The sequence below is a fragment of the Sandaracinaceae bacterium genome (genome assembly GCA_020633055.1).
GTDB lineage: Bacteria > Myxococcota_A > Polyangia > Polyangiales > Houyiibacteriaceae > JADJJE01.
This window is the reverse complement of the sequence record JACKEJ010000014.1, coordinates 205249-218169: the sequence shown is the minus strand read 5'-3', so window position 1 is coordinate 218169 and position 12921 is coordinate 205249. Positions and strand designations below refer to the sequence as shown.

The 12921-nt window shown below is 66.2% G+C and carries 9 protein-coding genes; all 9 read right to left on the bottom strand.

The window, feature by feature from the left end; all coding sequences use genetic code 11:
• Window positions 1-669: 669 nt before the first annotated feature.
• Complete coding sequence (locus tag H6726_29915) at window positions 670-1242, bottom strand: hypothetical protein (protein MCB9661894.1); 573 nt, start codon at window positions 1240-1242, stop codon at window positions 670-672.
• A gap of 71 nt (window positions 1243-1313) precedes the next feature.
• Complete coding sequence (locus H6726_29910) at window positions 1314-4262, bottom strand: RHS domain-containing protein (GenBank protein MCB9661893.1); 2949 nt, start codon at window positions 4260-4262, stop codon at window positions 1314-1316.
• A gap of 213 nt (window positions 4263-4475) precedes the next feature.
• The gene (locus tag H6726_29905) at window positions 4476-5132 is read right to left on the bottom strand and encodes a hypothetical protein (GenBank protein ID MCB9661892.1); all 657 of its coding nucleotides are present in this window, start codon (window positions 5130-5132) and stop codon (window positions 4476-4478) included.
• Entirely contained in the window at window positions 5078-5869 is a 792-nt protein-coding gene (locus H6726_29900) for a transposase (protein ID MCB9661891.1), read from the bottom strand. Before H6726_29900 ends, H6726_29905 begins: the two co-directional genes overlap by 55 nt.
• 26 nt (window positions 5870-5895) lie before the next feature.
• A complete protein-coding gene (locus H6726_29895) occupies window positions 5896-6426 on the bottom strand; it encodes a hypothetical protein (GenBank protein MCB9661890.1) in 531 nt (176 codons plus the stop codon).
• Between the two features lie 20 nt (window positions 6427-6446).
• On the bottom strand, window positions 6447-9659 hold the full coding sequence (locus H6726_29890; protein MCB9661889.1) for an RHS domain-containing protein: 3213 nt from the start codon (window positions 9657-9659) through the stop codon (window positions 6447-6449).
• Window positions 9660-9922: 263 nt separating this feature from the next.
• Window positions 9923-10396, bottom strand: a complete 474-nt coding sequence (locus tag H6726_29885) for an SMI1/KNR4 family protein (GenBank protein ID MCB9661888.1) — start codon at window positions 10394-10396, stop codon at window positions 9923-9925.
• Window positions 10397-10416: 20 nt separating this feature from the next.
• Window positions 10417-11637, bottom strand: coding sequence for an HNH endonuclease (locus H6726_29880; GenBank protein MCB9661887.1), 1221 nt, complete (start codon window positions 11635-11637; stop codon window positions 10417-10419).
• Window positions 11638-12083: 446 nt separating this feature from the next.
• Window positions 12084-12875 carry an ankyrin repeat domain-containing protein gene (locus tag H6726_29875; GenBank protein ID MCB9661886.1) on the bottom strand — a complete coding sequence of 264 codons (792 nt, stop codon included), beginning with the start codon at window positions 12873-12875 and terminating at the stop codon, window positions 12084-12086.
• Window positions 12876-12921: the final 46 nt, after the last annotated feature.

The following is a 12921-nucleotide window of genomic DNA, read 5'->3' as shown; positions in this document are numbered from 1 at the left end:
CGTCGCTGCGCTGCAAGCGCTCGTCGCGACCTTTGTCGAGGACCACAACACCTTGGTCCCCCGCGCCGCTCTCGGCGGGCGCACACCCGATGAGGTCTTCTTCCGGCGCGAGGTGGACCTCCCCGAGCGACTCGGCGCGGCTCGCTGTCGAGCATGTGTCGAGCGCGTTCAGTTCAACCAGGCTCGTGCCAGCTGCGGAGGCTGCGACGGACATGGCCGCACGACCTCGAGAAGGGAGGCCGTCGACGGCTGAGCGGTCGCCGTCCACACTGCTCGCCGAATCAGGAACCCCGTTGATTCATGCTGTGCGCGCACTTGCGCGGTTGGAGCGGGGGTAGGTTGTGACGCGGCGCACTGTCGAGGACCACGACGTCTTGATCCCCCACGCAGCCCTCGGCCGACGCGCAAGCGATGTGGTCTTCTTTCGGCGCGAGATGGACCTCCCCGGGCGACTCAGCGCGGCTTTCCGTCGAGCATGCGTCGAGGGCGTCCACTTCAACCGGGCTCGTGCTGCGGAGACTAGACTGCGACGGGGACGCCGCAACGAACTATCCCGCCCGCCTCAGAAGGGTGGCCCTTCTGCCGAACTCGTCTCGATCTCACTTCAGCCACCGCTTCGCGCTCGGCGCGCGTCGGGTAGGGAGGTCCCATGCGCTAGCCCTGTAACGTTCAGCCTCGAGCCTCGTTCCAAGCGAGGGGAAAGGCTTCATCAACATACCACTGCCAGAACTCGCGCCTTCGTCGCTCGGAATCCTCCGAGAGGCCTCGTGCCCACGGTGTGGCACCGCACCATGCCCAGGATGCTAGAGCGTCAGCTACGAACGACTCGTTCGCGAGCTCGCTCCATCCATGTGGGTAGTCCGCGATATCGCGAAGCGCGATAGATACGGCGCTCATCGCAGCGCGTACAATGAAATGAAGGCGAGTGTCGATCTCGTCAAGCTCGTATAGATAGTTCACGAGGCTCGAAAAACGTCGAATTGATGTCGACGTGTGTTCCCACGAGTCCTCACCTGAGAGACGGCGAGCTGCCTCCTCGAGCATTGCCTGTGGCCGATCGGCTGGAGCTAGAAGCTCGGCCCCACGGTCCTCAGCCTGCTCCCAGATGGGGATCACGCGTTCGACGCAGAGCCGCATCAGGTGAGTTCGGCCGCGGTGGGCCGGCGTGACCTCGCCGTTCTTGGCAGCGTCATTCCGTGGACCGAGAGAGTCCCAGAGTTCTTGACGGTGCTCCAGGGACAAGTGGGGACCGAAATTCGCAAGGTTTCGGTTTGCGCGTAGGACCGCAGCTTCAAGTGTTGCATGATGTTGGTCTACCATGGGATTCCTGCGTAGTTTCTCCGTGTTGAACGCTGAGACGTAGCATCATCTGGGCCAATGCGGGTGACGCGGCTGCCCGACGGGTCATAGACATCTACGGTGCCGTCTGGGTGGAAGACACGAGTGAATGATGGGTCTGCGACCACATGCGTCGAGCCGCTGTGCTGCGCTTCGGTGCGTAGCCAGGATCGGCAGTCGCCGCACGTGTCGCGTGATACGCCAATTGGTCTCTCGATGGTGGGTGTGCCGCCGGCTGACGCCTCGGCTGAGTGGTGACGCGCAACGAGCCGTTCTGCGTGGGACGCGTTGGTCTGGCCCGGCACCTCGCCGTCAGCGAAGTGACCCGGTGTCGGCTCGCCCATGGACCTCGTATAGTCCACCATGGCCTGACCCGTAAGCGGACCCTCTCGACCAGTGAAACCTGGCGGTTGATCACGGGCTTGGCCGTTCATTACGGTAATGCCGTCGGTCGCGACTGTGCGGCTATCGGGATCAAACCGCTCGGGCATCTCCCTCTGTAGCCGCTCCGATTCGGCCTGCAACTCTCTAGCCCGCTGAAGCGTCTCAACACTAACTTCTTCGGGACCATGCTCTCTCTCCGTGTTGCTAGCTTGATCAGTCCCCTCCCGGCCAGCCCCCTGCTCAGGCGGGGCCTGCTGCGGGCAGTTCCCAGGACAGGGCTTGTTGAGCCCACGGAGGTCCACGTCCCGCAGTGGGTTCCCGTCGGCGCAGTAGCCGTACAGGTTGAGTCCGCCCGTGATGCCGACAGGGTCGCTCTCGAGGTACCGACCGAGTTCGGGGGAGTAGTACCGGAACCGGTTGCAGTGCAGACCCGTGGTTGCGTCGTGGTAGTGCCCGGGGAAGCGCAGCGGCTGATGGAAGTCCGCGCCGACGTGCACTTCGCACTCGCCGTACGGATGCACGGTCGCCTCCCAGACGACCTCGCCATCGTCGTCCTCCACGCGCTCGGGGCAGCCCCGGTGGTCGGTGAAGTAGTAGTAGCGGTCGCCATCCTCCGGGCGCTCGGTGGCTTCTTCGCGGGACGCGTAGTCCACCGCCATGAACGGCACCAACGCGCGCTCGTCGATGTACACGTACACGCGCAGGGACCCGGTGGGGCCCTCCTCCGCGGCCAGCCTGTCCCCGTACCACCAGAACCGGCTGCGTTCGCACACGCGCTGGCCATCCGCGCCCACACCGTAGGCGCGCACCTCGGTGCGCCGGCCGAGCGCGTCGTAGTCCGCTTCCCACACCGTCTCCGGCGCGCCGTAGCGGTGTATCTCCAGCCCGTACGCAGGGTGCCCGGGCGGGTACGCCTCGCCCGCTTCCGCCGCCGCAAACGAGATGCGCCGCAAGCGGTCGAGCGCGTCGTGCTCGTAGACCAGCTTGCCCCACGCTCCCGACCGCGACCGGACGTGGTCCCGCTCGTCGTACTCGAACCGGTCCCCGTTCGCGCGGTACAGCCGGTTGCCGCGGTCCAGCTGCACCAGCCCGTCGTCGCGCCCGCCCACGTGCGCGTCGCGCAGCCCAGGCTTCTGGCGGAGGTTGCCGGCCGCGTCGTGCGTGTACGCGTCTTGCCGGCCGTCCGCGTGCGTGACCGTCGCGAGCCGGTGCGCGGCGTCATACGCGTAGCGCGTGGTCCCGCGCAGCGAGTCCTCCCGCGCCCGGAGGTCCCCTTCACCCGAGCGCCAGAAGCGCCGCGTCCACGGGCGCTCCCCGCGGTCCGCCCCACCGCGGAAGCGCGTCTTGCTCAGGCAGTGCCCGCGCCCGTCGTGCTGCGAGACCTCCGTCACGCCGCTCGCGAGGTCCCGCTGCACGATGCCCGCGCCCAGCCGCTGCACCCGGTGCACCCGGTCCGTCGGGTCCACCACCAGCACGGTGTCGCCGCTCGGGTAGTGGTACTGCACCCCCACGCCCAGCGTCTGGATGCCCAGCACGCGGTCGCCCGCGAAGCGCACGCGCACGCCCTCGTCGTCGCGCAGGTCCGCCTTGCGACGGCCGGCCGCCGTGTGCTCGAAGCGGCACTCGCCGGCTGCGTTCGCGGCCAGCGTCTTGTACCCCCGCGCGTCGTGCTCGAACGTCTCTTGCTGCCCGTCGCACGTGGTGCGCTTCTGCAGCAGCGCGCCCGGACCGTGCGTGTACTGCACCAGCGGCGTGCCGTCCCCGCGCAGCTTCGCGCTCAGCCGGTCCACCGCGTCGTACGTGTAGCGTTCGCGTACCCTGTCGTGGCGCTGCACCGTCACCAGCCGCCGCTTCAGGTCGTACTCGTAGCGGCTCTCGGTGCCGCCGGGGTCCACCACGCCCAGCAGGTCGTTCCACCCGCTGCGCTCGAAGCGCGTCACCCCGCCCAGCGGGTCGTGCGCCTCGACACACGCCGTCCACTCCCGAAACACGTACTCCCACGTGCCTCCGTCGAAGTCCGTGTAGCGCTCGAGGTTCCCGGTGCCGTCGTAGCGGTACGTGCGCCGCAGCACCTCGCCGCCCATCGACTTCTCCACGCGCACCAGCGTGTCGAACGCGTCGCGCTCTTCCCGCTCGACCCCCGCCACCTCCGCCCCCGCCAGCGCGGCCCGCGCCGCGGCCGGCACCTGCGGCGGCAACGAGCCCGACCACGGCACGTCGAAGCCCAACGGCACCAGCCGGCCGTGCTCCCACTCGAGCGCCACCTCGGGGCCTTCGTACTCGAGCGCCGCAGCCACTTCGTGCGGGGCCGCGTCCAGCGGGCGCACGTGCCCCGTGGGGTCGCGCTTGCCGAGCACCGCACCCGCAGCGTCGCGCACGTACGGGTACACCTGCCCGGTCGCGTCCACTTCCGCGATCGGCTGCCCGCGCTCGTCGAGCTGGAACGAGCGGATGCCGCCGTACGGGTCTTCAATCTCCAGCAGCGTCCCCGTGGGCTCGTACCGGTACCACCACTGCGCGCCGTTCTCTTCGTGCGTCACCAGCGTGCACTGCTTCGGAGGTCGGCCTAGAGGCGCCCGGCTGTTCGGACGCCGGCTCGCAGCCGCCGGCTATCGCGCGTCCGTACGCCCGGCGTGCTGCCCGCCCACCACCATGCGCGTCTCGGTGTCCTACCCGATCTACTCGGTTGTCAATGCACGTCCAGTTTGGCAAGCAACCCGTCAAGCCTTCGCGTGACGTTTTGCGTCCGGACGTCATCCGTTCGGGTACGCGATGGACCATGCCTGGGCAAACGCGTCTTCGATGTACCATCTCCAGTACGCTCGACGCCGTGCGGCTGCTCCAAGATCTGGATCCCAGGGTGCGGTTCCCGCTCTCAACCACGCAATCATGAAGTCGGCTGGAAACACCTCGTTGTCCTCTTCGCGATACTCATCTTCGTAGTCGGACGCCTGATCCCAAGCTGCAACCCATAGAGCGCTGCGGCTCGCGTGAGCGATAAGCTCGGCATTCGGATATTTCTCATGGAGTTCAAAGAGATAGAAGCTGAGGTCTTGGAATCGTTCCACGTGTCGAACGAAGTCTTCGCGAAGCATGCGACCCGCCATCCATTCTTCGATGTAGCGTATGGCTGATGCGGGCTCGTCCCGAGGATCCAGAAGGACCTCGCCGTTCGCTCGCGCCTTGTCCGAATCCCATTCCGGAATAGCGCTGCGGAGACACTCGCACATCAGCCACGCTCTGGCACGGTGGCCGAGCGTCATGTCCGCAGCCGTCTTGAGACGCTTCTCATCCGTGACGGGTCCGAGAGACGCCCACATTCGTTGGCGAATGTGTACGTCGATACGCCCATTCGTCATTGTATCGAGTGTTGAAAGTGCAAATGCCTGAATTTCTTGGAGAGATGCCATTTCTTACCAGGGATTTCCTTCGTACGATTCGCGTGATCGTCCCGCCGTGGGTCCTTGACGGACCGCTCGTGACCCGTCGGGGCCGACCGGTCGGTCAGAGGGTAGCGGCGCGGTACGGATCTGCCGCGAGGAGCGCGGCGACATCTTCGCGCTGGCGGGTCATCGCCCAGTGCACGGGCGCCAGGTCCAGCACGTGGTGCGCGGGCCAGCTGGGGAGCAGGCAGAAGAGGTCGCGCAGGTATTCCCACGGCTCGACGCCGACCATGCGACAGCTCGCGGTCAGGGAGGTGAAGGAGGCGTTCACGTGCGCGGCGTCGGTTGCGGGCGTAGCGCAGGGCGGCGTACATCGGCGTGTCTTCGAGCGCACGCTCCCACTCGGCGTCACACCAGGAGAAGAAGCGCTCGACGACGGGTGCGGAGTGTTTCGCGCGGATGGCCTCACGCTTCTTGCGCGGGGCGTCCTTGATGCTGCGCTCGATCTTGAACAGCAGCCCCTGCATGCGCAGTGCTTCGCCCGCGCGCTCCGGGTCCGACGCCATCGCCTTGAAGAAGTATCGCCGGCTGTGCGCCCAACAGTTCACCTCGACGACATCACCTCGGTCGTAGAGGTGGTCGTAGACCACGTGCGCGTCGGCGACGAGATGGCCCTCATAGCCCGCGAGAAGCGAGTCGACGGTGTCGTTGGTGTGGTTCCTCGTGTACTCGAACAGGACGTGTCGTCCAGGGTCGATGAGCACCCAGAAGTGTCTGCGTCGGCACTGCTCTAGCGTGAATAGTCGTCCGCATAGCGATCCATCCATGGAAGCTTCTCACGCACCATTGACTCGGCGTTCACCACACCTGTTCCGGGCGTCTCCTGAATAAATAGAGCAAGGACCCGTTCTTGCCATTCCCCCTCCTCACCGGCGCCCTCGTCGTCCGGGTCGACCAACTCTACGTAGGCCTCCAGATGATTCAGAACGTTGCGAGACCGCGGATGGCGCCCTCCATTACGTTCCAGGAGAATGGACATTGCCGAGACGAGATGAAGCAGTGAAGACGTAGCTTGCGCGCGTATGTTCTCCCACGCTTCGTTGAGAGAGTTTGTCAGGCGTTGTGCCTCGTCGTCATTCCAGACGTCTTGCTCGATGAACGTTCTAGCCAGCTGCATCGTCTGCTGAAACAGACCCAACCTAAGTTCGCGGGGAACACTCTCGACGGCGTCCGCGGCTATGAGGACGTGCTCTACCGCACATACCAAGTACGCCAACTCATTGCGCGGCGTCAATCGGGCGGTCGGGTTGACTTGATCCATGTTCGTTCTTCTCCTGGTTACTAGCGGCGCGCCGGATCAATGACATCTGCATCGCTTCCCATCGCGCGACGGCAGCCTGGGCAGCATCCGCCCAAGTTGCTGTGCGATGCAGCAACGACGCGCTCTCCCTCGCTCATAGCACCGCCGTAGAGGGCGCGCTGCTCGCCATGGTGCCGAGTGTCTCCGCTGTAGTCGTTGTTTGCGTTTCCACGCGTGTATCCCCCAATGGTATCGTTTGTGTCGGGGTCTACTTCAACTAGCTGCCCCTGGCGCTCGCGAAGCGCCGGGCGCGTTGGTGGGTTCGATTCACCGTCTTGGAGGGCGCCACGTGCACGCGGGGGAAGTCGTCCGTCGTCGCGACTTGTCGTCACGACCACTCGCCGTCGTCCACCATTGGATGGCTCGACGACAGCGACGCAAACAGTGCAATTGTTCGCAGTTCGAGCGTCGTATTGACGTTCGATTTCTGCTCGTAATTCGTCGGCCCGAGCTCGGCAGTGCTCTTGGAGTTCGGCCTCGCCCATGTCATCGAGACTTCGCCTCGACGGGGGAACATCGCTGGATGTCGCTGTCTGGTCCGCACCCGTTCCCTCGCTGTCCGCGCCCCCCTCCGGAGTGGCCTGGGGAGGACAATCGTCCGGGCAACCACTGAGCCCGCGCAAGTCGACATCCCGCAGCGGGTTCCCGTCGGCGCAGTAGCCGTAGAGGTTGAGCCCGCCCTGGATGCCGATGGGGTCGCTCTCGAGATACCTCCCGAGCTCGGGCGAGTAGTACCGAAACCGGTTGCAGTGCAGGCCGGTGGTCGCGTCGTGGTAGTGCCCAGGGAAGCGCAGCGGCTGGTGGAAGTCCGCGCCGACGTGCACTTCGCACTCGCCGTACGGATGCACGGTGGCTTCCCACACGACCTCGCCATCGTCGTCCTCCACGCGCTCGGGGCAGCCCCGGTGGTCGGTGAAGTAGTAGTAGCGCTCGCCATCCTCTGGGCGCTCGGTGGCTTCTTCGCGCGACGCGTAGTCCACCGCCATGAACGGCACCAGCGCGCGCTCGTCGATGTAGACATACACACGCAGTGACCCCGTCGGACCTTCCTCCGCGGCCAGCCTGTCCCCGTACCACCAGAACCGGCTGCGCTCGCACACCCGCGCGCCGTCCGCGTCGCGTCCATAGGCGCGCACCTCGGTGCGCCGGCCGAGCGCGTCGTAGTCCGCTTCCCACACCGTCTCAGGCGCGCCGTAGCGGTGTATCTCCAGCCCGTACGCAGGGTGTCCCGGCGGGTAGGCCTCGCCCGCTTCGGCCGCCGCGAACGAGATGCGCCGCAAGCGGTCGAGCGCGTCGTGCTCGTAGACCAGCTTGCCCCACGTTCCCGACCGAGACTGGACGTGGTCCCGCTCGTCGTACTCGAACCGGTCGCCGTTCGCGCGGTACAGCCGGTTGCCGCGGTCCAGCTGCACCAGCCCGTCGTCGCGCCCGCCCACGTGCGCGTCGCGCAGGCCCGGCTTTGCGCGCAGGTTGCCGGCCGCGTCGTGCGTGTACGCCTCTTGCCGTCCGTCCGCGTGCGTGACCGTCGCGAGCCGGTGCGCGGCGTCGTACGCGTAGCGCGTGGTCCCGCGCAGCGAATCCTCCCGCGCTCGGAGGTCCCCTTCACCCGAGCGCCAGAAGCGGCGCGTCCACGGGCGCTCCACGCGGTCCGCCCCACCGCGGAAGCGCGTCTTGCTCAGGCAGTGCCCGCGCCCGTCGTGCTGCGAGACCTCCGTCACGCCGCTCGCGAGGTCCCGCTGCACGATGCCCGCGCCCAGCCGCTGCACGCGGTGCACCCGGTCGGTCGGGTCCACCACCAGCACGGTGTCGCCGCTCGGGTAGTGGTACTGCACCCCCACGCCCAGCGTCTGGATGCCCAGCACGCGCTCGCCCGCGAAGCGCACACGCACGCCCTCGTCGTCGCGCAGGTCCGCCTTGCGACGGCCCGCCGCCGTGTGCTCGAAGCGGCACTCCCCCGCTGCGTTCGCGGCCAGCGTCTTGTACCCCCGCGCGTCGTGCTCGAACGTCTCTTCTTGCCCGTCGCACGTCGCGCGCTTCTGCAGCAGCGCGCCCGGCCCGTGCGTGTACTGCACGAGCGGTGTGCCGTCCCCGCGCAGCTTCGCGCTCAGCCGGTCCACCGCGTCGTACGTGTAGCGCTCGCGCACCTTGTCGTGGCGCTGCACCGTCACCAGCCGCCGCTTCAGGTCGTACTCGTAGCGGCTCTCGGTGCCGCCGGGGTCCACCACGCCCAGCAGGTCGTTCCAGCCGCTGCGCTCGAAGCGCGTCACCCCGCCCAGCGGGTCGTGCGCCTCCACACACGCCGTCCACTCCCGGAACACGTACTCCCACGTGCCCCCGTCGAAGTCCGTGTAGCGCTCGAGGTTCCCGGTGCCGTCGTAGCGGTACGTGCGCCGCAGCACCTCGCCGCCCATCGACTTCTCGACGCGCACCAGCGTGTCGAACGCGTCGCGATGTTCCCGCTCGACCCCCGCCACCTCCGCCCCCGCCAGCGCGGCCCGCGCCGCGGCCGGCACCTGCGGCGGCAATGAGCCCGACCACGGCACGTCGAAGCCCAACGGCACCAGCCGGCCGTGCTCCCACTCGAGCGCCACCTCGGGGCCTTCGTACTCGAGCGCCGCAGCCACTTCGTGCGGGGCCGCGTCCAGCGGGCGCACGTGCCCCGTGGGGTCGCGCTTGCCGAGCACCGCACCCGCCGCGTCGCGCACGTACGGGTACACCTGTCCGGTCGCGTCCACTTCCGCCACAGGCTGCCCGCGCTCGTCGAGCTGGAACGACCGGATGCCGCCGTACGGGTCTTCAATCTCCAGCAGCGTCCCCGTGGGCTCGTACCGGTACCACCACTGCGCGCCGTTCTCTTCGTGCGTCACCAGCGTGCACTGCTTCGTGGGCAGGTACGTCAGCAGCAGCGCCACCTCGCCGTGCTCGCCGCGCGCCCGCGTGCAACGCCCGGCGCCGTCGTACGCGTACTCGAAGGCGTGCCCGCGCCGGTTGACCTTACGGGTCATGTAGCCGGCGTCGTCGTAGCTGAACGCAAACGCCTTGCCGTAAGCGTCCTTGCCGCCCAGCAAGAACCCGTAGCGGTCGTACTCGTACACCAGCAGCTGCCGCTGTCCCTCGGGCGTCAGCCACACCACAGAGCGCAGCAGCCCCTCGCGGTCCCACTCCACGCGCAGCGTGCGCTCCGCGTAGTCCACGACGCCCACCAGCCGCTCGCTCGAGCTGGGTCAGACTCCTGGTCGCAGGTGCCTGCGTGTACGCGCCGCCAGCGTCCCGCGCTTTAGCCCAGTTCGCTCGCCCTATTCAGTTCTCAATGCGCGCCCGCTCGCAGCGCTCGTAGCGCATGAACTGCGATGGTCAGCGTGCCACTCATGGGTCAGATTCGGGGTCATACTGTGAGGTACACCCGTTCACGTTGCCTTAGAGTGACGCCTCATGTGCGCGTTGCTGCCACCTCAACCTATCGATCGTAGTCGAGGTTGTCCATTAGTTGATCGAATGATTCGGCAACCTGTTCGATGCGCCAGTATCCGGTCTCGACTGCGTCTCCATCCGGGTATACATAGGCGATCGTCGGAGAGGATGGATCGTCCCTGTAGTCTAGTGCAACGTGAGACTGTGTTCCCGTGTCGAAGATGGGGATCACAAGCCTCGGATATCCGCCACGTCTCATCGTCTCGACCCATGCTTGAAGTGTGAGTTGAGCATCGCTTTCGTTCGGCGAGGATACGTAAACCAAGCTGCCGACTGACACGCGTCGACCTCGCCTGGTAGTCACGATACTCGGGTCGACCTTCATGCCCTGATGCTTCATCAGAAGCTCTGATACGGAGTGCGGAAACTCTACTCCAAGAAGGGCTTCAGCACGTTGAACTTCGTCACTCGTTGCAGGTTGAACATCAGCGTATCTGATCCAGTTGACGTTTTCTCCCATCGGTATGTCTCTCCGTTAGTCTAATTGTCATAGCCTCCGCCCCAGATTGACATGCCACCGCTGTGCGGACACGCCGCGCGGTGTTCGGCTCTCGAGACGAGTTGCATTCGGCCAGCGTCCTGGTGGTGATGCCACGTCATGTCTGATGGGAGGTCAGTTGGTGTAGGCTCTCTGAGGAAGTGGGCGGCTTGAGCTTCTGATAGACCGATTCGGTCGGCGAGGCCAGGGTCGGCGCGAAGGGCGTTCGCGAGGTTCTGGTTTGCGGCCTCGAAGTGACCGCCTCGGTTCTGCGCGTTCCCAGAGCCCAGATGAGAGTCGTCCAGCACAGTGTCGAAGCGGCTGTTCAAGACGACGAATCCGTTGTCATCACGCGTGACACCGTCCCGCGTGGTTCCCGCATCGTGGCCGCGGATGACCGTGGTGGTCTCACCGGCCCTCGGGCCGTGGCTGATAGTTGCGACCAAAGCGCCGTCCGTACGCCGGGTAACGACGGGTCTGCGGGAGGGATCGTTGAGCTGAGCGACGCAGTTCGGGTCGAGGTTGCGGGCTGGTGTGAGAATCCCCTCGGGGTCGATGCCGTGCTCCTCGAGGTTCATGCGCGCCGTTGCGCGGTCGTCGGGGTCGCTCAGGTCCATCTGGCGGAAGGCGTCCTCCATCGCCGCCCGCTCGGCGTCTGCACCTTCCTCAGCGGCACCGTCCTCACTGCGCCGGCGTGGGCAGCGCTTGGTCAGCCCACGGAGGTCGACGTCACGCAGCGGGTTGCTGTCGCAGCAATAGCCGTAGAGGTTGAGCCCACCGGCGATGCCGACGGGGTCGCTCTCGAGATACCGACCGAGCTCGGGGGAGTAGTAGCGGAAGCGGTTGTAGTGCAGCCCGGTGGCGTCGTCGTAGTAGTGACCTGGGAAGCGGAGGGGCTGGTGGAAGTCCGCGCCGACGTGCACTTCGCACTCGCCGTAGGGGTGGATCGTGGCCTCCCAGACCACCTCGCCGCCGTCGTCCTCCACGCGCTCGGGGCAGCCGCGGTGGTCCGTGAACACGTAGTAGCGCTCGCCCTCGCCCGGGTGGTCTCGCGCGTCGTCGCGGGACGCGTAGTCCACCCACATGAAGGGCACCAGGGCGTGAGGGTCTTCGTACACGTAGACCCGCAGCGCACCCGACGGGCCCTCCTCGGCGGCCAGGCGGTCGCGGTCCCACCAGAAGCGCGAGCGCTCCACGCGCCCGGCGTGCTCCCCACGGCCCACGACGCGCGTCTCGTTGCGGCGCCCGAGGGGATCCTAGTCCGCCTCCCACACGGCCTCGGGCGCGCTGTAGCGGTGCAGCTCCAGCCCGTAGGCCGGGTGTCCGGGCGGGTACGTCTCGCCCGCTTCAGCCGCCGCAAACGAGATGCGCCGCAAGCGGTCGAGCGCGTCGTGCTCGTAGACCAGCTTGCTCCACGTTCCCGAACGCGACTGGACGCCCGTCGTCGCAGAAGCGTCAGGCCTCTTCAGTTGTCAAAGGGGGCACGCAGGCCGACACGCGCGCGTCAGAGCGCGAAGAACAGCACCCCCCTTCTGCAGGTTCGCTGCTCGCGCGCAGGCGGACTGGACGAACGCGAGCGCTCGCTCCAAGCCTTCAGCGTCGCGACACTCTCGGGACCAGGTGTCCATCAAGTTCTGCACGGTCTGCGCGAGCTCGCGGGCCCGCACGCTTACGCGCCGCCGGCACCTTCGAGGAATTCGGCCAACTTCGTGTTGCCAGTGACGCGAGCAATCCTCGCTGCGGTATCTCCTTGGCTCGACACGATCGAAAGGTTGGCTCCCAACCTCACCAGCAGTCGCGCACTCTCGAGCTGGTTGGCGCTAGCAGCCGACATGAGGGGCGTATTCGCTCGAAGTCGTCCATCAATGTCTGCCCCTGCACCAACGAGGTACTCGATCAGACCAACTTCACCGGCACGTGATGCGTGATGCAGTGCGCGCTCCAGTGATAGCGCAATGCCGCGCTCCACCACCTCACGTACATGATCGCTGTAGCCGTGGTAGATTGCGAAACTCACCGCCTTGTCGATATCGCCAGCGGTGCCATCTTGAACGAGTTCGATGAGATGACGACCGCTCGTGAGTGCGTCCTCCAGAGACTGACGCCGCGGATCTTGTTGTACCTTCCGCACTTCCATCGACGACACAAAGCCGTCTTCCCCAATGCCCAGCGGGATCATCTCGTCGGTATTGTGGTCCCAGAAGAAATGGTCCTCGTCAACAAAAACGATCGCGTTACCGCTTCCGTCACGGGCCCACACGGATGTGCCACTCACGAGCCCTACGAGCGACTTGGTTGTAGCGCCAAATTGCTCAATCGGCAGCATATAGAGGGACCCAGAGACACTTCCGTCGGGAACCCGAAGCACTGCGCCGGGTAGGAACGGTCCACCATTGGTGCGGCGAAGGGCATTGGTCACGGATTCTGGAAGTTTTGTAGCGTACTCGCTCTCGAACTTCATGATCTCTCCTTCGCTTGCAGGAGCAGTGCTCAACTCGATAAGGTCA

Bases quoted from the DNA above. Each gene is read 5' to 3' on its own strand.
- H6726_29905 (MCB9661892.1), bottom strand. From the start codon at position 5,132: ATGGCATCTCTCCAAGAAATTCAGGCATTTGCACTTTCAACACTCGAT.
- H6726_29895 (MCB9661890.1), bottom strand. From the start codon at position 6,426: ATGGATCAAGTCAACCCGACCGCCCGATTGACGCCGCGCAATGAGTTG.
- H6726_29885 (MCB9661888.1), bottom strand. From the start codon at position 10,396: ATGGGAGAAAACGTCAACTGGATCAGATACGCTGATGTTCAACCTGCA.
- H6726_29875 (MCB9661886.1), bottom strand. From the start codon at position 12,875: ATGAAGTTCGAGAGCGAGTACGCTACAAAACTTCCAGAATCCGTGACC.